Genomic DNA, 22,588 nt, shown 5'->3' on the forward strand with positions numbered 1-22,588 from the left:
TGAGAACTCTAAATCATTCAAATTGAACAATTCAAAGTTTTTATCAGCTTTCCAAATTTTTAAAGAGCAAAATATTACCTACCGGCCTAGCCAGTAAGTAACAATCATCTGTGTGGACACTGCGAACAAATTAGTTCTAAATCGTATAAGGAGGTGATCCAGCCCCAGGTTCCCCTAGGGCTACCTTGTTACGACTTCACCCCAGTCATGAATCACTCCGTGGTGAACGTCCTCCCGAAGGTTAGACTATCCACTTCTGGAGCAACCCACTCCCATGGTGTGACGGGCGGTGTGTACAAGGCCCGGGAACGTATTCACCGCGACATTCTGATTCGCGATTACTAGCGATTCCGACTTCATGGAGTCGAGTTGCAGACTCCAATCCGGACTACGACGCACTTTAAGTGATTCGCTTACCCTCGCAGGTTCGCAGCACTCTGTATGCGCCATTGTAGCACGTGTGTAGCCCTACACGTAAGGGCCATGATGACTTGACGTCGTCCCCACCTTCCTCCGGTTTATCACCGGCAGTCTCCTTAGAGTTCCCGACCGAATCGCTGGCAACTAAGGATAGGGGTTGCGCTCGTTGCGGGACTTAACCCAACATCTCACAACACGAGCTGACGACAGCCATGCAGCACCTGTATCAGAGTTCCCGAAGGCACCAAACCATCTCTGGTAAGTTCTCTGTATGTCAAGTGTAGGTAAGGTTCTTCGCGTTGCATCGAATTAAACCACATGCTCCACCGCTTGTGCGGGCCCCCGTCAATTCATTTGAGTTTTAACCTTGCGGCCGTACTCCCCAGGCGGTCTACTTAATGCGTTAGCTTTGAAAAACAACTCCGAAAAGTCGAGCTTCTAGTAGACATCGTTTACGGCGTGGACTACCAGGGTATCTAATCCTGTTTGCTCCCCACGCTTTCGTACATGAGCGTCAGTGTTGACCCAGGTGGCTGCCTTCGCCATCGGTATTCCTTCAGATCTCTACGCATTTCACCGCTACACCTGAAATTCTACCACCCTCTATCACACTCTAGTTTGCCAGTTCGAAATGCAGTTCCCAGGTTAAGCCCGGGGCTTTCACATCTCGCTTAACAAACCGCCTGCGTACGCTTTACGCCCAGTAATTCCGATTAACGCTCGCACCCTCCGTATTACCGCGGCTGCTGGCACGGAGTTAGCCGGTGCTTCTTCTGTAAGTAACGTCACAGCTAGCAGGTATTAACTACTAACCTTTCCTCCTTACTGAAAGTGCTTTACAACCCGAAGGCCTTCTTCACACACGCGGCATGGCTGCATCAGGCTTGCGCCCATTGTGCAATATTCCCCACTGCTGCCTCCCGTAGGAGTCTGGACCGTGTCTCAGTTCCAGTGTGGCTGATCATCCTCTCAAACCAGCTAGGGATCGTCGCCTTGGTGAGCCATTACCTCACCAACTAGCTAATCCCACTTGGGCCAATCTAAAGGCGAGAGCCGAAGCCCCCTTTGGTCCGTAGACATTATGCGGTATTAGCCGTCGTTTCCAACGGTTGTCCCCCACCTCAAGGCATGTTCCCAAGCATTACTCACCCGTCCGCCGCTCGTCATCTTCTAGCAAGCTAGAAATGTTACCGCTCGACTTGCATGTGTTAGGCCTGCCGCCAGCGTTCAATCTGAGCCATGATCAAACTCTTCAATTAAAAGTTTTTTGAATCCGAAGATTCGGCGCTCATTGAATTCTGATTTTGATTCTTTCGAATCGAATTGACTGTGCTGAAACAAGTAAACTTGTTTCCGTTGGTCACTCAGTTCAATTGAGACTCTAAATTTGTTTGCGTCATCTAGCGAACTAGAATCTGCTGTTAGAACTCAACCTGTACGAGTGCCCACACAGATGATTGCTTCATATTTTTAAAGAACGTTTCGAGACTCTTTCGCGTCTCGAGGGCTGTGCATTCTACTCAACCCTGATTTGTTGTCAACACTTAATTTTGAGAATCTTTAAAGTTTTTCAAAACCCAGTTTTACTTGACTCAACCTTCACTCGTCGTATCGCTTGTTTGTAAGCAGTCCGCCGTGTCGGTGGATGCGCATTATAGGGAGATTCGATTTCGACGCAACCCCTTTTTTAAAGAAAATTGCTAAAAATGATTTGTTCGCGCAAAAAGCAGACGATAGATACACTTTTTTTGATGTTTTTTCGCTCAAAAATAGCGCTAGATCAACCAATATAAGCGAAGTTACATGCTTTATCTGTTGCTATGTGAAGGAATCTCGTTAAGATAAGACTTTGCATTTTGTTAACTTAATGTTTATTTCATGTATATCTGGTAGATCACAATGACATCACCCAATCTAAAAACAATTATAATTACAGTTTGTATCGCGGTATTAGGCTATTTAGTCTTAGCTTTCGCTTTGTCAGCTTCTGCTTTATCTTCTTCTCTTGCTTTCGCGTTAGGCGCGTTGATCACAGGGATCGCTCTAGTATTAACTAATAGCAATAATGCTGGCAGCAGTTCTTCTAGTGATACGGTCGATGCAGATACCAAAACGCTTTATGTAGGTAATTTACCTTACCGTGCAAATGAGCACATGGTAAAAGAACTATTTGAGCAGTATGGAACTGTTTTTAGTGTGCGCCTTCTAAAGGATAAGCACACAGGAAAACGTCGAGGTTTCGGTTTTGTTGAAGTCGCAATGAATGATGCGAATGCAATGATTTCTAAATTAAACGACAATGAATACCAAGAACGCACCCTGAAGGTGCGAGAAGCGAAGCAAAAGCAAGATAGCAATGACGAATAAAAAAGAGGGCTAACGCCCTCTTTTTTTTGCCTTTATACCTACACCTAGATGCCATCACCATCAATATGGAGTCCACACTCTCTACTTAAACCAAAGAAACGAGTTTCTTCTTCCGTCATCCCCGGCTCTAATTTTCTAGTCGTGTGTACATCGCCCATTGACACATAACCTTGCTCCCACAATGGATGGTAAGGTAAGTCGTGTTGAGTGAGGTATTGATATATATCACGGTTATGCCATTCGATTATTGGATATACCTTTACAGTACCTCGGCTCACTTCCACGATATTCTTGTCTTGACGAGTGCTTGATTGTTGCCTGCGCAAACCACTAAACCATGTGCCTACCTTCAATTCCCTTAGGGCCTCAGTCATCGGTTCAACTTTATTCATCTGGTTGTATAACTTAATGCCGCCTTCGCCTTGTTCCCACAACTTGCCATATTTAGCTTCTTGCCAAGCAGGACTGTACTTGGCTTTATACACCTTGAGATTAAGGTTTAACCTTTGAGTCATTTGCTCAATAAACTGGTAAGTTTCAGGGAACAAATAGCCAGTGTCGGTTAAAATCACCGGTGTATCTTTTTTCACGCTAGTAACCATATGCAGCATCACTGCTGATTGGATACCAAAACTTGAGGACAAGATATGGCTTCCCGGTAGGTGCTCCATGGCCCATTCAACACGTTCAACTGCTGATTTGTCTGCCAAAACCGCGTTTACATCAGCTAACTTTGCCTTCTGTGCATTGTCATCGAGCGTCAAAATATCTCTAAACTCGCTCATTAACCTGCCCTCTTCACTATTTATACGTGAAAGTCTGTTTTAGAGACTTTAACTTCTGCAACGATCCCCGACGGATCACATAATCTCCGAACCCTTCATCTTCATTGCGCTCTTTTGCCCAACGACCGATTAACTCATCAAGTGCTTCGAGGTAAACATCTTCACCCACGTTTTCTAGATATAGTTTCGGGATACGAGTACCCTCTCGGTTACCACCAAGATAAAGGTTGTATTTACCAGGGCCTTTGCCAACTAACCCTGCTTCAGCAAGCATTGCGCGACCACAACCATTCGGGCAACCTACAACACGCAAGATAATGTGTTCTTGTGCAACATCATGTTTCACTAATAGTGCTTCTGTTTTCTCAATGAGTTCTGGTAAGTAGCGTTCTGCTTCCGCCATTGCTAATGGGCATGTTGGCAGAGAAACACACGCCATAGACGCTTTTCGTTGTTCGGTATACGCGTCATCAATCAAGCCATGCTCACGAGCAAGTTGTTCAATGGTCCCTTTTTGGTCAGCAGGTACACCGGCGATGATCAAATTTTGGTTCGCTGTCATGCGGAAATCACCTTGGTGAATTTCAGCAATTTTGCGACAGCCCGTTTTTAATGATTTATCTGGGAAGTCTAGAATGCGGCCATTTTGAATGAAGACGGTAAGGTGATGCTTGCCATCAATACCTTCTACCCACCCAAAACGGTCACCGCGATGCGTGAACTCATAAGGACGACTGTCTTCGAAGGTAACGCCCGCACGCTTTTCTACTTCAGCTTTAAATGCATCGCTGCCGAAGGTATCAAGTGTATATTTAGTCTTCGCGTTCTTACGATTTACACGGTTACCCCAATCACGCTGCACAGAAACAACATGTTCAGCAATTGCCAATGTATGTTCTAGTGGCACAAAGCCAAAATCATCAGCTTTACGTGGGTAGGTATTGACGTCACCGTGTGTCATTGCCAAGCCGCCACCAACGAGTACGTTAAAACCAACAAGCTTGCCATTTTCAGCAATAGCGACAAAGTTAAGATCGTTGGCATGTACATCGACTTCATTATTAGGTGGAATAGTCACAGTCGTTTTGAACTTACGTGGCAAATAGGTCGAACCTAAAATTGGTTCTTCATCCGTTGTTTCAGACTTTTCACCGTTCAACCAAATCTCTGCATAGGCGCGCGTTTTTGGTAACAAGTGCTCCGAAATTTTTGCAGCCCATTCATATGCTTCTTGATGCAGCTCTGACTCAACAGGGTTCGTGGTACATAAAACATTTCGATTTACGTCACCTGCGGTCGCTATCGAATCGATGCCCACACTGTTTAGCATTTGGTGCATATCTTTAATATTTGGCTTTAACACCCCATGAAATTGGAAGGTTTGACGTGTAGTCAAACGAATTGATCCATACATGGTCTTCTCGTCAGCAAATTTATCAATCGCCAACCACTGTTCTGGCTTAATGATGCCGCCCGGCATACGTGCGCGGAGCATTACGTTATGCAGTGGCTCAAGTTTTTGTTTCGCTCGCTCAGGACGAATGTCACGGTCATCTTGTTGATACATACCGTGGAAACGAATTAACTGGAAGTTATCCGCAGTAAAGCCACCTGTGATTTGATCTTTCAAATCCGCTTCAATAGTACCGCGTAAAAAATTGCTCTGTGTTTTCAGACGCTCATTGTCAGCAAGTTTCGCTTGTGGATCGTGCTTGCTATTTGGCTTGTAATCGCTCATATCAATTCCTACATTAACTGCGCTGACGGGCGCTTAATAAACATCTTTTTGATAACGGTTTGCACTACGTAAATCTTTTAGGTATTGCTGTGCGCCTTCATCATCTTTATTGCCAAACTCTTTCACTACATCAACCAATGCTTGATGAACATCTTTGGCCATGTGATTCGCATCGCCACAGATATAAAAGTGTGCGCCTTGCTCTAACCATGCAAATACCTGTTCGCCTTGTTCACGGATACGATCTTGTACATACACTTTTTGTGCCTGATCACGACTCCACGCGACATCAACACGATTGAGTAAACCTGATTTCAGGTAACCCTGGATTTCTGTTTGATATAAGAAATCTTGAGTAAAGTGGGGATTACCAAAGAACAACCAGTTTTTACCTTCAGCTTCACGTGCATCACGCTCTTGCAAGAATGCTCTAAACGGTGCAATTCCCGTACCCGGACCGACCATAATAATGGGTGTATTGTCATTTACTGGTAAGCGGAAGTTATCATTGTGCTCAGTGAACACCTTGATCTGTGTTCCTTCTTCTGCAAATCGGCATAAATAACCCGAACAACCACCTAAGTGCTGCTCTCCAAAACTTTCGAATTCAACTACCCCAACTGTCAGGTGCACTTCTTCTTCCACTTCAGCTTGGCTTGACGCGATCGAATAAAGACGAGGTTGTACTTTGCGCAGGCTATCCACTAGCTCTTGGGCGCTTACTTTTGCAGGATTCTGTAAGATGACGTCGTAAGTTTGACGTGCTTCGATGTACTCACGCATCGCCGCTTTGTCATCCACTAAGGCTAACAGCTCTGGCGCTTGTGTTAATTGCGCGTATTTCTCTACAAAACCTGGGTAAGACTGAGTCAACTCAAGTTTTTCGATCAGTGCTTCGCGCAGGCTCAAGGTGTCATCGCCTAATTTGATTTGCGTCTCGCCATCCAGTGCCAGCGCACGCAATACACTATCAACTTTGCTTTCATCATTGAGGAAGTAAACACCCAATGAATCGCCTGGCTGATACTGAATATCAGAGCCTTCCAAAGAGATCTCAATGTGGCGTACGTCTTTAGTCGAATCACGGCCAGTAACCTTTTGTACCGTCGCCAGTTCAGCAGCGAACGGATTTTGCTTGTTAAATTGACTGTGACTGGCGCCACCCGTCGTCAATGGCATACTGACAACGTTCGCATCACTTTGTTGCGCTTTAAGGTCTGGTTCAAATGCATCCAACGCACCTGCGATCCATGCTTCGCTGTGATCTTCGTAATCCACATCAAGGTCAGCGCGCTGGTGAATCACTTCGGCACCCAGTTTCACTAAGCGCTCTTCAAAGTCCTTAGCTGTTTGGCAGAAGAATTCATAGCTAGAGTCACCTAAACCAAGTACGGCAATTTTTACGCCGTCCAGTTTCGGAGCTTTTTTAGTTGTTAAGAACTCATGCAAGGTTTCTGCATCTTCAGGCGGCTCACCTTCACCATAAGTTGAGACAACAATACTGATAAACTGCTCTTTTTTGAGTGCCGTAGGTTTGTAATCAGCCATGCTAACTAACTTCACGGCTAAACCACGTGATTGCGCTTGTTGTTGTAACTTGGTAGCAACACTTTTTGCATTCCCAGTTTGTGAACCGTATAGAATAGTCAAGGTCGCAGCTTCGCTCGCTTGCGCAGCAGTTGCTGTTGTTAAACCACCAGCAAGAGCTGCGGTATTTGCATTGGCAGCTAGGTAACCACTCACCCACGCTTGCTGAATTGGATTTAATTCGGCCACCAAACCTTGAAGCTTTTGCACCTGTTCGGGCGATAACGGACTGGCTGCCGCATTCAGCTGGTTTAACAACATCTTCTTTCCTCTAACCCATAGCTGTGTCGTTCGTCTCAACACAGTGAAAATAAATTCGTACCTAGGTCAGTGAAGAGTCACGACTAGGCTATTGTGAGCATGAAGAATACCTAGATGGCGCGTTATAAAAAAAGAATAGAATATGCTTTGATATTCCATTTGGTTATTAATTTGGATTTTTTCCAAATAAAACAGTTTATAGTCTATCGGCGGGAGAAAGGTTTGGAATAAGCACTGATGATAACAACGCCCATGGGCGCTGCATCAAACAGTGAGATAAGGTTGATAAGGGAATTAAGATTCTTGGACTGGGTAAATGGTGACTTCCATTCCCGCACCGATAGCTGAGATACGTAATAATGTGTCAGCATTGATGGCTTCATTGAAACACTTGGGAGAGTGACCTGAATTGAAACCCAAATCAAAGGTACGACGTGAACAACTGAGCCACTGTTTCAAGCCCGCTTTAGAGCAAGATTCAATGATTTCGCACAATTCATTAATTGCCTTGTCTGGGCTAATAGCATCACTTTGCGCTTCAATTCGCGCTAACTGACGCGTGTCATCTTTGTCGTAATGGAGCACTACAGCACGTTTATCTAAATCTGCCACCAGCGCGCTGATGTCATGTTTAGATTCTAACTCAAGATCAACATTAAGAAATTGAATATCTGCCATGTACGGTATTACTCCAATCAACGCAATTGCGTAAAAATTAATTAAGACTGCGCCATTGTGTCACATTGACCATGAATAACAAGGGCGCACCCACGTCTACTCACTCCAACACGAGAGAGCTAAGCACGAAAATGTTGTTTTAATAGTTGCGCAAAAGCCTGCACTTTCGCACTACGATGCATTTGATGATGGGTCACCAGCCAGATATCACTGCGCCAACTGAGCTCACTTTCCAAAATAGGATGCAACTCTGGATACAATTTAGCGGCCTCTTTTTGCATACCTCCGATACCCAAACCACTCGCTATTGCACGATTAGCGTCTGACGTTTCCGATACTCTTAGAGAAATTTGCGATGCAGGCATATGCTCATCAACCCACGCAAAATACGGCACGCGACTGTTATAACCCGAAACACCAGATATAAAGTGATGCTCACGTAATTCGGCCAACGATTTAGGCTCCCCCATTCTGGCAAGATAACGCTCATGAGCATAGAGACCCGCTTCATTGCTACATAAATGTTGTGCAATATAATCACCTTCGTCTGGGCGCGGACCTGCTCGTACAGCAATGTGTGCTTGTCCATGATCGAGACGTAAGCGCTTTTGATCGAGCAGTATCTCTAGCTGAACATTAGGATGCTGCTGCTGGAATTGTTCGCACACAGGCGCAAGCAAATCGATAAAGCCGCTGACCGTTGTCAGTAACAAGGAACCTGACAAGGTGGTATCCGCCGCCATTATGCTATTGTGCAAAGATTCGAGCTGCTCGTTAATTTGTTCAGCCGTACTAAATAACTTATGACCCGTTTCGGTGACAGTGTAACCACGGGCATGGCGATGAAATAACCGAGCATTGAGACTCTGTTCGAGATGATTGATACGCCGAAGCACCGTGCTATGGTGCACCCCTAATGCTTCAGCCGCAGAAGTAAGCGTTCCCCTGCGGGCGACTTCAAACGCCACTTTGATATCCTGCCAATCATTAAACTCAATCGCCATAACTTGCACCAATTGTGTGTATATGCACATAAGCTTTGCGTTTTTTGCGCTTTTTTGCAAGTGAGTTTTCTATTAAAGTTACTCATAAGCAAACAGTCATCATTGCATTGAATAAGGATCACTATCATGGCAAACGCAAAAATTATCGCCCTAGCAGGCAGCCTTCGTAAAAATAGTTTTAACCACGCTGTGATTGAACACGCAGCAGAGCTCGCAAAGCAACAAGGCGCAGAAGTTGAAATTCTGTCGCTGGCTGAACTTGACCTGCCAATGTTCAATGAAGACGTTGAAGCGCAAGGCGTACCTGCTAACGTACAAATATTCAAAGACAAACTGCGCAGTGCAGATGCTATTTTATTAGCAAGTCCAGAATACAACGGCTCTATCACTGCTGTTCTGAAAAACGCCATCGATTGGGCATCTCGAACAGAAGCCGGCGCTTTGCCTGCATTTCGCAACAAGGTTGTTGCACTTTTCGCAGCCTCACCTGGTGGCTTAGGTGGTTTACGTGGATTAAACCACGTTCGCGATATCTTAAGTGGTATTGGCGCACTGGTACTAGGTGATCAACTTGCAGTTCCTGCGATTCATACGTTACTCGATGAGAACGGTAAAATCAGCGACGCAGGTGCAAGCGAGAAAATTGGCGGCCTAACCAGCCAACTAGTTGAAGTAACCAAAAAGCTTAATAGCTAATTCACAAAGCGCTCGGAGAATAATCCCGGGCGCCTACTCTGGTTGGGCTGCGAGCTTCGCTCTGATGAAATCATTGTGGGTCACGTAGAGCAAATCAGCGACCTTTCTAATCACATGTTCTTCATACCTATCTAACTTGCCATCGGCATAGGCGAGTTGCCATAACAGCTCAAGTATCTCAATTCGTTGTTCGGCGCTGGTGTTGTCGTTTATTTGCTTGGAGAATCGATAATAGTCAATCGCTTCATCTAGGCTTGAACTAGCCTCAGCCACCAAAGTGTTCGCTTCGTCAACACTGAGTGCAAAATGCTTTTGTAGCAACGAGAGGATCATCTCCTGTTCTTGAGGCTGTAACTCACTGTCTGCACGCATGACTTCCACCAATAAGGCAGCAACAGCAGTTTTAAAGTCAGGAACTTCATTTTCAGAGATGGGATCATTAAAAGACTGAAATAGACGCTTTAAGTTCTGGAGCATGGAAGTGACCTCGTTAAGTGTTACAATCACTCTAAAGGATACACCGTTGGCATACAACTAGAGGAACGAACAATGCGCAATTCGAACTTGTTGCTCATCCCCTGCGTTTTCTTGGCTGCCTGCTCCTACACCGCTCCGCCCATTGGTGAGCAAGAAAAACTTTATGACTTCGACGAGCGTGTGAATTACTACCAAACCCAGTTATCAGCCACACAGTACCGGGTTGAAGTGGTTGAAGATGGTTACCAACACTTTCAAAAACAAAGCGTTTTTATACTGCGGCACGCCTATGAATTATGCAAAGGGAAAACCTTCACAATGAAGGTCATAAAAGGTGTGCAGGAGTACGACCGTTTCCCTACCACACCTCGTAAATACGAACCTAACCTACTAACCGAAATTACCTGCGACTAATCGCTGTAACCCCAAGGCGCAGTGGGTGGCGTAATGGGTTTAGTTAAATCAAAGTCCACGCGAAATTCGCGCCCTTCTCTGACCAAGCGATAGGTAAACTTCTCTGGGTAAATATACATTTGCCAGGTGTTGCCGATTGACTGCGGAATTCCTTGGCTTACAAATAACTCTTTCGAATATTGGTCTGCAGGAAATGATTGTACGTTAGCAAAGCCTGCATCGAGCGTGTGGCCACCATACATAGTCGATACATCATCACTGCCATCTTCATGACGATGGTCATGCTTCAAACTTAAACCGCTGCCTGTTTTAGTGATGATCCATGTGCGCGATGCATCGTCACCGACATGAAATGGGATTTGTAGCTCGCGGTCGTTACAACGGCGAACATGCATCACCAATTTAGCCTCGCTAAAACTGCTTGGTCCGGCATTATCAACCGTTACTTTACCCTCAAAGGCTTTGCCGCAATGTGTTTTGATGTTGTTAAAAAATGCATCGTGGCTGGGGATAGAAACTAAAGGTGCAGGACGTGCAAAAGCACTGGCGCTGAGGCATAGAAGCGCAACGCTGGTAGCAAAAACTAATTTCATGATGTTCATCCATAAAAAATAAAGCGCTATAGTAGCGCTTTATATATCAAATTTGCGAACAATTGCGATGAGGCCTGCAGACGCTATTGCCAAGGGCGCGCTTCGTTCAGTTGTTTTTCAAAGGCATCAATTTGCGGGTTGTACTGCTCAGTCACCCCAATAAAATCGAGACCACTTAACAAACGCTCTTTGATATCAGCACGCACATCGAAGCTAATCGGCTCGAACGCGTCGCTATGGAGCACTTGGTTTTGCAGGTCGATATCAATGTTTAACGGTGCATCCCCTTGTGCCAACGCAAACAATGCATCGAGTTGCTCACTAGATAACGCAATCGCCAACATTTGGTTATTGGCACAGTTATTAAAAAAGATATCGGCAAAACTTTCGGCTATGATGATGTCAAAACCGTATTGCTTTAGTGCCCAAGGTGCATGCTCACGTGATGAACCACAGCCAAAATTGTCGCGGCTGAGCAAAATCGTGGCACCTTGATAGCGCTCAAAGTTCAACACAAACTCTGGATTCGGTTCACCATTTTCAAGGTAACGCCAGTCGAAAAATAGTGCTTTATCAAAGCCATCACGACTGGTCGACGTTAAAAATTGTTTTGGAATAATTTGGTCTGTGTCGACATTGTTTTTATCCAATGGCGCCACTAAGCCGCTATGATAACTACTCATTAGGCTTCTCCTTGAATATCTACAAAACGACCTGCAATCGCTGCTGCTGCAGCCATAGCGGGGCTTACTAAGTGGGTGCGCCCACCTCGACCTTGGCGACCTTCAAAATTGCGGTTTGAAGTTGATGCGCAACGTTTACCTGGTTCTAGGCGGTCATCATTCATCGCCAAACACATAGAGCAACCCGGTTCACGCCATTCAAAACCCGCAGCTTTGAATATGTCTGCCAAACCTTCGTCTTCCGCTTGCTTCTTCACCAAGCCTGAGCCCGGCACGATTAAGGCTTCAATGCCTAAGGCGACATGTTTACCTTGAACAATGTGCGCCGCGGCACGCAAGTCTTCAATACGACTGTTGGTGCACGAACCAATAAACACAGTATCTACACTCACATCACTGATTCTTTGCCCAGGTTGCAAGTCCATGTATTTCAACGCGCTGCGAATCGCATCGGCTTTAATTAAGTCGCTTTCTTTATCAGGGTCTGGGATCACATCATTCACGCCAATGACCTGCTCAGGGCTAGTACCCCAAGTGATCTGCGGCTGGATTTCTGATGCATCTAGCTCAACTACTTTATCAAAGACCGCACCGTCATCGCTGCGCAAGGTTTGCCAGTAGGCAACTGCGTTAATAAAATCCTGACCTTTAGGCGCAAATGGACGCCCCTCTAGGTAGGCATAGGTTTTCTCATCCGGCGCGATAAGACCCGCTTTTGCCCCCATTTCAATGCTCATGTTGCACAGGGTCATGCGCGCTTCCATCGACAACGCCTCTATGCCCGTGCCACAGAACTCAGCAACATACCCCGTGCCGCCTGCCGTGCCCAACTTACCGATCACCGCCATAATAAGATCTTTAGCAGTAACAGTTGGACGTAACACACCATTGACTTGGATTTTTAACGACTTGGCTTTTTTCTGCTGCAATGTTTGCGTCGCAAGTACATGCTCCACTTCAGAGGTACCGATACCATGCGCTAACGCACCAAAAGCACCGTGCGTGGAGGTATGGCTGTCACCACACACGATTGTAGTGCCCGGTAAGGTGATCCCTTGCTCAGGGCCCATTACATGGACAATACCTTGATTAATCGAGTTTAAATCATATAAAACGATACCGAAGTCTTCACAGTTTTTCGCCAAGGCCATTAGCTGATTGCGTGAAACTTCACTGGCTGCATCCAGTGAGCGGCTTTTGGTAGAAACGTTATGGTCCATCGTCGCGAACGTTTTTTCTGGGCAACGCACTGGGCGATTCTTTTCACGTAAGCCCGCAAACGCTTGCGGAGAGGTCACCTCATGAACAAGGTGACGGTCAATATAAAGCAAGTCTGTCTGCTCATTGATTTTGGCAACCGTATGCGCATGCCAAATTTTGTCATATAGAGTATTTGCCACGACCCGCTCCTCTAAATACGCTCAACAATGGCATTAGCCACGTCACGCGTGGTATACCCTGCATTCGGGAAGATATCAGGCGTTCCTACACCCGCGGCTACCGCTTCGGCAACAGCCTTTTCAATACGTCTTGCTGCTTCATCTTGACCCAATGAGTAACGAAGCATCAGCGCGGCACTTAAGATCTGTGCGATTGGATTGGCCACTCCTTTGCCTGCGATGTCTGGCGCCGAGCCACCAGCTGGTTCATATAAACCAAAACCTGACTGATTAAGACTCGCCGATGGCAATAATCCCATTGAGCCGGTGATCATCGCACACTCATCAGAAAGTATGTCGCCGAACAAGTTGTCACATAGCAACACATCAAACTGGCTAGGCTGTTTCACTAGCTGCATCGCGGCATTATCGATGTAAATATGATCTAAGGTCACATCCGGATACTCTTTACTCACTTCATTCACAACTTCACGCCACAATACGCTGGTCGCCAGCACGTTTGCTTTATCAACCGAGGTAACGTGATTATGGCGTAAACGCGCGGCTTCAAAAGCGAAACGTGCGATGCGCTCGATTTCTTTACGTGAATACGTTTGCGTATCAAATGCTGTTTCTTGCTCACCCTCTCCACTGCGGCCTTTTTCACCGAAGTAGATACCGCCTGTTAATTCACGTACACACAGAATATCGAACCCATTCGCGCTGATATCTTGGCGCAGTGGTGATGAACTGCTTAACGCTGGTAATAATTGCGCAGGGCGCAAATTGCAGAACAATCCAAAATGTTTACGAAGCGGCAGTAAAGAGGCACGCTCAGGTTGTTGATCTGGTGGTAGGTTTTCCCACTTAGGGCCACCAACAGCACCAAACAAAATCGCGTCGGCTTGCTCGCAAGCCGCTAATGTTGTTGCTGGTAGCGCTTCACCAAACTCATCAATTGCACAACCGCCTACGCTATGGTGATGCAGACTCAAAGAAAAACCGAATTCTTTACTCGTTGCCGCTAATACTTGCTCTGCGGCTGCCATAACTTCTGGACCAATACCATCACCTGCTAGTACGGCGATGCTGTAATTCTTTTGACTCATCCTGCTTTCCTTTGTTGCTTTAAGCTAGACACCTGTTGTGCCCGATGAATAATGTTGTAAACGCGCACCATGGCATGAACAGATGCTTCGACGATGTCTGCTGCTAAACCTGCCCCGTGGTATGTGCGCCCTTGGTATTTGGCAATGATGTCAACTTGGCCGAGTGAGCTGGCACCCTGCCCTGTTGCATCAAGGTTATATTCAATCACTTCAACTTCCATCCCCGTTAACCGAGCCAAAGCAGCAAAAGAGGCTTCAACAGGGCCATTACCTGTTGCCGCTTCTTGTTTTTGCTCATCAGCGATACTTAAACCAATCGTGGCGCTCGCTACCGACTGGGAATTCGACGCAGAGTTAACAAAATTAAGTTGATAGTGGTCGTCTTTATCGCGGATTTGATTGAAGTAGATCATGGCTTCAAGGTCATAGTCATAGACTGTGCCTTTTTGGTCTGCCAACTCTAAGAAGCTCTCATACAGGCTATCCATATCATAGTCATCAGTTTGATAGCCTAGCTCTCTTAAACGGTGCTCAATAACGTGACGACCAGAGCGCGACGTCATATTTAATTGATTATTTGGAACACCCACACTTTCCGGCGACATAATTTCATAGGTGTTTTGCGCCTTAAGCACACCGTCTTGGTGAATACCCGAGCTGTGTGCGAAGGCATTCTCACCAACAATGGCTTTATTAGGCTGCACAGGCATATTACAAATCTTCGCTACTTGACGAGAAGCACGATAGATTTCTTCGCTACGAATATCGGTATGCACTTTTAGGTGGTCGTGGCGCATTTTCATAATCATCGCCACTTCTTCCAATGAACAGTTACCAGCGCGTTCACCGATGCCATTGACTGTACATTCAATTTGGCGCGCACCCGCTTGGACTGCAGCAATCGAGTTAGCTACCGCCAAACCCAAATCGTTGTGGCAATGCACACTTAAGCGTGCCTTATCAATATTTGGCACATTGTTCATTAAGTGATGAATCATCGCCGCATATTCGTCTGGCGTTACATAACCGACGGTGTCTGGTAAGTTGATGGTGCTCGCACCCGCATCAATCGCACGTTCAACAATGCGGCATAAGTCAGCATGAGGGGTTCGACCGGCATCTTCACAAGAGAATTCAACATCGTCTGTATAGTTGCGGGCTTGTTTAATCGCTTTAACCGCCATAGCCGTAGCATCGTCTAACGACATTCTTAATTTATGCTCTAGATGCAAAGGAGAAGTGGCAATAAAGGTATGAATGCGACCGCGTTCAGCGGGTTTAAGCGCTTCACCACACGCTTCAATATCTTTTGCAACCGCGCGAGCTAAACCACAAATGACTGGTTTGCGTACTTCGGTTGCAATTCGCTGCACCGCACGGAAATCAGCAGGACTGGAGACAGGAAAACCCACCTCCATGACATCCACATTCAGACGGCTAATTGCATGCGCGAGTTGCAGTTTGTCATCTTCCGTTAAACTGGCTTTTAACGCCTGCTCACCGTCTCGTAATGTGGTGTCGAAGATCCATACCTTGTCTTGCATTGTTTGTCCTCATTCTCAGTGCCAGATGCACAAATAAAAAAACCCCGCTCAGTGCGGGGTCTTATCGTTGTGTGTTTTTACACAGCTATAACACTACGCCCCGCGGTGATGCTCAATGAGCAGCAGGTTAAGTAGAAGTGTAATTAGCTGAGTAAAATGCATCATGTGTGTTCTTTATTTGTAAAGCTGGCTAATTTTTATCATTAACCCGAGCACACTGGCAAGCATAAAAATTCCCAACAAACGGTTAAAACAGGAATTTTGTAGGGCTTATAATTCCCAAATAAGAATGAATATGAATTTTTAATGCAGAACAAGCAAGCAAAACACAGAGACTAGCTCTGTGTTGATGGAAAATGGTGAAGACTATTTTATTTTCGAGCTAGCAACTAACTGTTGGTTTTTTGCGCGTAATGGTTGCCACCGAAGGAAATATAACGCAGTTGCCAAATCAAGCGTTCAACCAACTCTTCGCGGGAATGCCCCTCAATATCCAACGCTTCAGCACCGGATGTAAATACAATTGTCACCATCGCTTCTGCTTGCATGTAAGCATGATGACTGTCACAACCCGTTTCATTTTCTAGGTAGTGGGCAAGTTCGAGAATGAAGTGTTTAATTTCTCGGGCAACGGCTGAACGAAATGCTTTTGATGTGCCAGAGCGTTCACGCAGCAACAGCCTAAATTGGTTTGGTTGATTGTCGATGAACTCCATGAAGGTCAATACAGACGTCGAAATAACACTGCCCCCGCTGGCGATTCGTCTTCTCGCTTGGCGCATTAACTGGCGTAACGTTAAGCCTGCTTCATCAACCATAGTTAAACCCAACTCATTCATATCTTTGAAATGTCGATAAAAGGAAGTGGGTGCAATGCCAGCTTCGCGAGCGACTTCACGCAGACTCAAGTTTGAGAAGCTATGCTCAGCACTAAGCTGATTAAATGCCGCTTCGATCAAAGCTTGACGTGTTTTCAATTTTTGCTGGGCTCGAACTCCGGCCATGATTGCCACCTAAGCGATTAAAAACTCAAGTCTAATACTTGACGCTAAGAGATTGAACCTCTATTTTAGCGTACAGTTGTACGCTGAGATTAAATTATCATGAAAAAAGCTCCTATTTTATGGGTCAATGTGCTGTTCTTCAGCCTTTCTTTTTTGGCCGCTATCACCCTTGTTCCTTGGTATGGGATGACCTATGGATTCACTAGTTCGCATTGGATAGCATTTATTGCCTGTATGTTTTACGCGGGGCTTTCGATTACCGCAGGTTACCACCGTTTGTGGGCGCACAAGACTTATGAGGCACATCCTGCTATCGAAGTCATTTTTGCTCTGGGTGGTGCGTTTGCACTGCAAAATAGCGCACTGCATTGGAGTAGTGACCACCGCGTTCACCACGGCAAAGTCGATGACCCTATCGCCGATCCCTATGCCGCGACCCGAGGCTTTTGGTATAGCCACATTGGCTGGATGCTAAGAGACTATCAAGGTGAGAAATACAGTGATTACAGTAACGCCCGCGACTTACAAAAAAACAAGGTCGTCATGTGGCAACACCGTCACTATATGAAGCTTGTGGCGCTAATGAACATTGGCCTGCCACTAATATTAGGGATGATTTTCGGTGATGTTATCGGCATGTTGTTACTCGCGGGCTTATTGCGCCTAGTGCTTTCGCAACACTTCACTTTCTTTATCAACTCACTGGCGCATATTTGGGGCACTCGTCCATACACGGAAAAGAACACCGCTCGTGACAATGCATTTTTAGCCTTCTTAACTTACGGCGAGGGTTATCACAATTTCCACCACATTTTTGCGAGTGATTATCGTAATGGCATTCGTTGGTGGCACTACGATCCTACAAAGTGGATGATTCGCTCTTTTGCATTTTTTGGTCTTGCGAAAAAGCTGAAGCGCACACCCATTGAGCGCATTGAGCAAGCCAAAGCACAAACCTTGATGGCAAAAACACAAGTGAAGTTGGCTGCCATTGAAAGTGCGCAAGACAAACTTGCTCTTTTACAAAGCGAATATGATATGTTGCTGAAGAAGTTGCAACACTTCTGCTATGTACAAAAGCAGGTTATTGAAGCTAAAAAGAATTCAATGCTGCAACAATGTGAAAAATCCGCTTTAATGAAGCAATACCATGAATTAGAAAGTGCCTGGCAATTACAAAAGCAAGCTTGGTTAGAACTCAACTCGCGCTTGCGTAAGGCACATTGTTAATGCCCCAAGGAGTCACCGTGGCAAAGCAAAAAGCAAGCAAGCATGTCGAGCCTGAAGCGTCATACAACTACGACGCTATCATCATTGGTACGGGTCCTGGCGGTGAAGGTACCGCCATGAACCTAGCTAAAAGTAACAAGAAAGTCGCTGTTATTGAGCGTCAACGAGATGTAGGGGGCGGCTGCGTGCATTGGGGAACGATTCCGTCAAAAGCCCTGCGCCACTCCGTGAGTCGTTACATTGAGTACAAAGCAAACCCGTTGTTTCATATCAATGAGCGCCCAGGAAGACTAACATTTCCTGATATCTTGAAGCACAGTAGTGCTGTGATTTCTAAACAGTCGAGTTTGCGCAGTAGCTTTTATGAGCGTAATCGCATTGATCTATTCCAAGGTGATGCGAGCTTTGTCGATAAACACACGATTAATGTGCGCCATCAAGATGGTTCCTTTGAACAACTTACAGCACCAACCATAGTTATCGCTACCGGTTCACGTCCATACCGTCCAGCGGAAATTGACTTTACACACTCTCGTGTGTACGACAGCGACACCATATTAAACTTACAGCATGATCCGCAACGTATTCTTATTTATGGCGCGGGCGTCATCGGTTGTGAATATGCCTCCATTTTTAAAGGGTTAGGCACTAAAGTAGATTTGGTCAACACGCGTGACAAACTTCTGGCGTTTATGGATGATGAAATCTCCGATGCGTTGAGTTACCACTTTTGGAATAGCGGGATTTTTATTCGCCATAATGAAGAGTTTGAACGTGTTGAAACACGTGATGATGGCATCATCATGCATATGAAGTCAGGAAAGCGCGTCAAAGCTGATTGTTTGTTATTTGCTAACGGCCGCACAGGTAACACGGACACATTAAATCTTGATGCTGTTGGTTTGAAGTCTGATAGTCGTGGCCAACTGCGCGTTAACGAAAGTTATCAGACCGAAGTTGAGAACATTTACGCCGTGGGTGACGTTATTGGCTACCCGAGCCTAGCCAGCGCTGCCTTTGACCAAGGCCGTATTTGCGCCGACGCAATTGTTCATGGTCAATGCAGTGAAAAGCTGATCATTGATATTCCAGCCGGTATTTACACTATTCCGGAAATGAGTTCAGTGGGCAAAACCGAACAACAGCTTACCGCCGCAAGAATACCTTATGAAGTAGGTCGTGCTCAGTTTAAGCACCTTGCTCGCGCTCAAATTGCAGGTACAGACGTGGGAAGTCTGAAGATTTTGTTCCACAGTGAAACGAAAGAAGTGCTTGGCGTACATTGTTTTGGCGAACGCGCCTCTGAGATTGTTCACATCGGGCAAGCAATCATGGAACAAAAGAATGGCGGCAACAACGTTGAGTATTTTGTGAACACTACGTTCAATTACCCCACAATGGCCGAGGCGTACCGGGTTGCGGCACTTAACGGCCTAAATCGCCTTGTTTGATATAGATTAAATAACGAATTCATATACTTTAAAAAATGAGCTTATCGCTCATTTTTTATTATTCATCCCTTGTTCAACTGTAAAATTCTTGTAAACTCGGTGATATAAGAAGAAAAAGTAGGTAAAGGGAATGAAAATTCGTACTTTTGGTCTATGCGCAGCGCTTAGTCTAGCAAGTTTTGCCACATTAGCTGATTACTCCAGCGCGATGAAAGACTTAAATAAATCAGAATATGATCAAGCATTTTCTGAATTTAAAAAACTTGCCCACCAAGGTCATGCAGATGCTATGTATGAGCTAGCAAAGATGTATGAGCAAGGCTTAGGAACGGAACAAAATATTTACGATGCTTTTTCTTGGTACATGTTAGCGATCGACTATGGAAATGAAGCCGCTAAAGAAAACTATAAAACCATCCGTAGCCAAATCCCTTCTCGCAAAGACGGCAAAGATCGCTACAAAGCATTGGCGTTTGAATATGGCTATGACAAACATCAAAACTTGTTAGCGCCCGTGCGTGATAAATCAGGGCATGATGCTCGCTATATCACTGTAAAAAGTAAAGAAGCTCCTAGTTACGGTGAAAACTCTTCTTCTTTGAGTGCATGGTCAACAGTCAGTTTCGACGTAAATCAACAAGGCAAAGTAATTAACGCACGCGTGATTGCCTCATTCCCGAAAGACGTCATTGATGAAGCCGCTCTAGAAGCCATTGCACAATGGCAATTCAATGTGCCCAATGACTACAGCGGTGAACCGCAAGCTGTCTTTGATTTGACTCATACATTTGAGCACAAGGCGTCTAAGGGTAACTACCGTCGTGAATATGAAGATCAAAAGTTAGAATACGCTGGCAAACTAAAAGCTCTTGCAGACAAAGGCAATAACTACGCTCAAGCGCGTTATGCCATGATGCTAGAGGCTGACTTAATTGAAGGCAGTACTGAAGATTACCTAGATTGGTATTACCGTGCAGCGGTCAACGGCAACTATGATGCACAATTATGGTTAGTGCGTTGCTTTGAATACGGTACAGCCTGTAAGGCTGATAAGAAGAAGGCATTTAATTGGCTAGAAGTAGCGAGCGACAGTGGTAATGAGCGCGCGCAATACCAGCTAGCCAACAAGCTGCTTGACTATGAGACGGTTCACTACAACTTAGAAAAAGCCGCTGAGATCCTAAAAGCTGCAACGCACAATCAGTATCTTCCTGCAATGATTGCCTACGCAAAATTACTTGCCTTTGCTGACAAAGAATCGATTCGTGATTACGAAGAAGCAGTCAAATACGCAGAGTTAGCTCGTGCCGAAGCGCCGAACAACCCAGTGTTATTATCGGTATTAGGTGTTGCTTACAGCGAGCTCGGTCACATGCAACAAGGTGAAAAGTACCTTAAGCAAGCGTATGATGAAGCAAAGCGTCGTAACTGGCCAACGCAGAATTACTTAGAATTAATGGAAGGCCGCGCATCCATGATGGCCAATGGCACTAGCCTAATCTATTAAGAATTATATGATATTAAAAAAGCCCGCTGATGCGGGCTTTTTTATTTTTACTTGTGGTATTGAGCACTTAATTCGTGCACAGCGTTAATAAACGCACCAGCATGTTCAGGGTCTACATCAGGAGTTATACCATGGCCAAGGTTGAATACGTGGCCACTGCCGTTACCAAAACCCGCTAAGATTGATGCCACTTCTTCACGAATGCGTTCAGGCGAAGCGTGCAACATTGAAGGGTCCATATTGCCTTGTAACGCAACTTTATCGCCCACACGGCGTTTAGCGTCAGCAATATCGATAGTCCAATCTAGGCCGATTGCATCACAGCCAGTCGCTGCAATTTTCTCAATCCACTGACCACCACTCTTAGTGAATAAAGTCACAGGCACTTTACGGCCATCATTTTCACGAATTAAACCATCAACAATCTTATGCATGTAACGCAGCGAGAACTCTTCGTAATCGCGAGGGCTTAGTACCCCACCCCATGAGTCGAAGATCATCAATGATTGCGCACCCGCTTTCACTTGCGCGTTTAGATAGCTAGTAACTGAGTCAGCAAGTTTGTCGAGCAATAGGTGCAGAGTTTTTGGCTCAGCAAACGCCATCTTTTTAATCTTGCCAAAAGTCTTGCTGCTGCCGCCTTCAACCATATAAGTTGCTAGAGTCCAAGGAGAACCCGAAAAACCAATTAACGGCACTTCACCCTTAAGTTCGCGGCGAATCGTACGCACGGCGTTCATAACGTAACCGAGCTCATCTTCCGGATCTGGGATAGCAATTTTTGCTACGTCTTCATAGCTTGAAACAGGACGCTCAAATTTAGGGCCCTCACCCGTTTCAAAATATAAACCCAAGCCCATTGCATCTGGAATCGTTAATATGTCGCTAAACAAAATGGCTGCGTCTAGTGGATAACGACGCAAAGGTTGCAAGGTTACTTCACAGGCAAGTTCAGCGTTCTTACACAAACTCATAAAGTCACCAGCCTGGCTTCGTGTCGCACGATATTCAGGTAAATAACGCCCTGCTTGACGCATCATCCATACCGGTGTTTTATCAACTGGCTGCTTCGCTAAAGCGCGTAAGTAGAGATCATTTTTTAATTCGCTCATGGCGTAACTCTTCGATTCAAACTCAATTGTCGATAATTCTACCACAACCAAAGTTCACGATGATGAAATAAATCATTGAAATGTACATTCGCGAAATAAAAAAGACACACACATCGAGTATATATATCAAGCAAAGCACTTCGTATGGCGAAAATGCTCTGCAAAGCACGGAACAGCGGATATGAGAAATTGCTGGTCGCACTCATTTGTTAATATTTAACAACACCTTACATACAACTACCGAGAGCTTAAAAAACCAGTTATTACGGCCCTTACAGCCATTTTGAGCAGAACGACCACCTATTAATTATAAAAAAATGTAAATTTTTTTGTTAAAAAACTTGCAAGCCTTATACGACCTTGGTATAACTAATGCCGTTCTAGAGAATAACAATAAAAAGTTAGAACAAAAAAATAAAAAGAAGCTCGCTTGACGAGACTGCTAAAGAAATTCGGCCACCCATTGCGGTGGCTTTTTCTTTTTCTGATAACCGATCTCACCCCTGTTCCTATTAACATTACATGTTATCAATTGAAACAATTATTTAG

Annotated in this window: 18 protein-coding genes, 1 rRNA gene and 1 pseudogene; 6 read left to right on the top strand and 14 right to left on the bottom strand. The window is 45.3% G+C overall.

Annotation, left to right across the window (positions count from 1 at the left end; all coding sequences use genetic code 11):
- Positions 1-146 precede the first annotated feature (146 nt).
- Positions 147-1,679, bottom strand: a 16S ribosomal RNA gene (locus ACH19P_RS00750).
- A 640-nt stretch (positions 1,680-2,319) separates the two neighbouring features.
- On the opposite strand from ACH19P_RS00750, the gene ACH19P_RS00755 reads away from it, so the two are divergent.
- Complete coding sequence (locus tag ACH19P_RS00755; protein ID WP_462156646.1) at positions 2,320-2,787, top strand: RNA recognition motif domain-containing protein; 468 nt, start codon at positions 2,320-2,322, stop codon at positions 2,785-2,787.
- Between the two features lie 44 nt (positions 2,788-2,831).
- On the opposite strand, the gene ACH19P_RS00760 is transcribed toward ACH19P_RS00755, so the two are convergent.
- The 5 genes and pseudogenes from ACH19P_RS00760 to ACH19P_RS00780 form a co-directional block, all read right to left on the bottom strand.
- Entirely contained in the window at positions 2,832-3,572 is a 741-nt protein-coding gene (locus ACH19P_RS00760) for a phosphoadenylyl-sulfate reductase (protein WP_462156647.1), read from the bottom strand.
- Positions 3,573-3,592: 20 nt separating this feature from the next.
- Positions 3,593-5,310: pseudogene (cysI, locus tag ACH19P_RS00765) on the bottom strand (assimilatory sulfite reductase (NADPH) hemoprotein subunit).
- Positions 5,311-5,343: 33 nt separating this feature from the next.
- Positions 5,344-7,158, bottom strand: a complete 1,815-nt coding sequence (locus ACH19P_RS00770) for an assimilatory sulfite reductase (NADPH) flavoprotein subunit (protein WP_462156648.1) — start codon at positions 7,156-7,158, stop codon at positions 5,344-5,346.
- Between the two features lie 294 nt (positions 7,159-7,452).
- Positions 7,453-7,836 carry a hypothetical protein gene (locus ACH19P_RS00775; RefSeq protein ID WP_462156649.1) on the bottom strand — a complete coding sequence of 128 codons (384 nt, stop codon included), beginning with the start codon at positions 7,834-7,836 and terminating at the stop codon, positions 7,453-7,455.
- A gap of 119 nt (positions 7,837-7,955) precedes the next feature.
- Entirely contained in the window at positions 7,956-8,840 is an 885-nt protein-coding gene (locus tag ACH19P_RS00780) for a LysR family transcriptional regulator (protein ID WP_462156650.1), read from the bottom strand.
- Positions 8,841-8,966: 126 nt separating this feature from the next.
- Between ACH19P_RS00780 and ACH19P_RS00785 the strand changes: the two genes are divergently transcribed.
- Positions 8,967-9,536 (top strand): NADPH-dependent FMN reductase, encoded by a 570-nt coding sequence (locus ACH19P_RS00785; RefSeq protein WP_462156651.1) that lies wholly within the window; start codon positions 8,967-8,969, stop codon positions 9,534-9,536.
- A 33-nt stretch (positions 9,537-9,569) separates the two neighbouring features.
- Here the strand turns inward: ACH19P_RS00785 and ACH19P_RS00790 are convergent, their stop codons facing one another.
- Positions 9,570-10,013, bottom strand: coding sequence for a tellurite resistance TerB family protein (locus tag ACH19P_RS00790; protein WP_462156652.1), 444 nt, complete (start codon positions 10,011-10,013; stop codon positions 9,570-9,572).
- 72 nt (positions 10,014-10,085) lie between these two features.
- Here ACH19P_RS00790 and ACH19P_RS00795 point away from each other — a divergent pair, with 72 nt between their 5' ends.
- On the top strand, positions 10,086-10,427 hold the full coding sequence (locus ACH19P_RS00795) for a hypothetical protein (RefSeq protein WP_462156653.1): 342 nt from the start codon (positions 10,086-10,088) through the stop codon (positions 10,425-10,427).
- Here the strand turns inward: ACH19P_RS00795 and ACH19P_RS00800 are convergent.
- The 6 genes from ACH19P_RS00800 to fabR form a co-directional block, all read right to left on the bottom strand.
- Positions 10,424-11,020 (bottom strand): hypothetical protein, encoded by a 597-nt coding sequence (locus ACH19P_RS00800; protein WP_462156654.1) that lies wholly within the window; start codon positions 11,018-11,020, stop codon positions 10,424-10,426. The genes ACH19P_RS00795 and ACH19P_RS00800 overlap by 4 nt on opposite strands.
- 83 nt (positions 11,021-11,103) lie before the next feature.
- Positions 11,104-11,703 carry a 3-isopropylmalate dehydratase small subunit gene (gene leuD / locus ACH19P_RS00805; protein WP_462156656.1) on the bottom strand — a complete coding sequence of 200 codons (600 nt, stop codon included), beginning with the start codon at positions 11,701-11,703 and terminating at the stop codon, positions 11,104-11,106.
- Positions 11,703-13,103 (bottom strand): 3-isopropylmalate dehydratase large subunit, encoded by a 1,401-nt coding sequence (gene leuC / locus ACH19P_RS00810; RefSeq protein WP_462156657.1) that lies wholly within the window; start codon positions 13,101-13,103, stop codon positions 11,703-11,705. The genes leuD and leuC overlap by 1 nt, the downstream gene beginning before the upstream one ends.
- An 11-nt stretch (positions 13,104-13,114) precedes the next feature.
- Positions 13,115-14,191: a 3-isopropylmalate dehydrogenase gene (leuB, locus tag ACH19P_RS00815; RefSeq protein WP_462156659.1), complete on the bottom strand. Its 1,077-nt coding sequence runs from the start codon at positions 14,189-14,191 to the stop codon at positions 13,115-13,117.
- Entirely contained in the window at positions 14,188-15,735 is a 1,548-nt protein-coding gene (gene leuA / locus ACH19P_RS00820; RefSeq protein WP_462156660.1) for a 2-isopropylmalate synthase, read from the bottom strand. Before leuA ends, leuB begins: the two co-directional genes overlap by 4 nt.
- Positions 15,736-16,124: 389 nt before the next feature.
- Positions 16,125-16,739 (bottom strand): HTH-type transcriptional repressor FabR, encoded by a 615-nt coding sequence (fabR, locus tag ACH19P_RS00825; RefSeq protein ID WP_462156661.1) that lies wholly within the window; start codon positions 16,737-16,739, stop codon positions 16,125-16,127.
- 99 nt (positions 16,740-16,838) lie between these two features.
- Here fabR and ACH19P_RS00830 point away from each other — a divergent pair, with 99 nt between their 5' ends.
- The 3 genes from ACH19P_RS00830 (at position 16,839) to ACH19P_RS00840 (ending at position 20,927) form a co-directional block, all read left to right on the top strand.
- Positions 16,839-17,969, top strand: a complete 1,131-nt coding sequence (locus ACH19P_RS00830) for an acyl-CoA desaturase (RefSeq protein ID WP_462156662.1) — start codon at positions 16,839-16,841, stop codon at positions 17,967-17,969.
- A 17-nt stretch (positions 17,970-17,986) separates the two neighbouring features.
- Positions 17,987-19,420: a Si-specific NAD(P)(+) transhydrogenase gene (gene sthA / locus ACH19P_RS00835; protein ID WP_462156663.1), complete on the top strand. Its 1,434-nt coding sequence runs from the start codon at positions 17,987-17,989 to the stop codon at positions 19,418-19,420.
- A gap of 130 nt (positions 19,421-19,550) precedes the next feature.
- On the top strand, positions 19,551-20,927 hold the full coding sequence (locus ACH19P_RS00840; protein ID WP_462156664.1) for a TonB family protein: 1,377 nt from the start codon (positions 19,551-19,553) through the stop codon (positions 20,925-20,927).
- Positions 20,928-20,974: 47 nt separating this feature from the next.
- Here the strand turns inward: ACH19P_RS00840 and hemE are convergent, their stop codons facing one another.
- Positions 20,975-22,039, bottom strand: a complete 1,065-nt coding sequence (hemE, locus tag ACH19P_RS00845) for a uroporphyrinogen decarboxylase (protein WP_462156665.1) — start codon at positions 22,037-22,039, stop codon at positions 20,975-20,977.
- Between the last annotated feature and the right edge of the window lie 549 nt (positions 22,040-22,588).

This window comes from Pseudoalteromonas sp. GB56 (genome assembly GCF_054923835.1).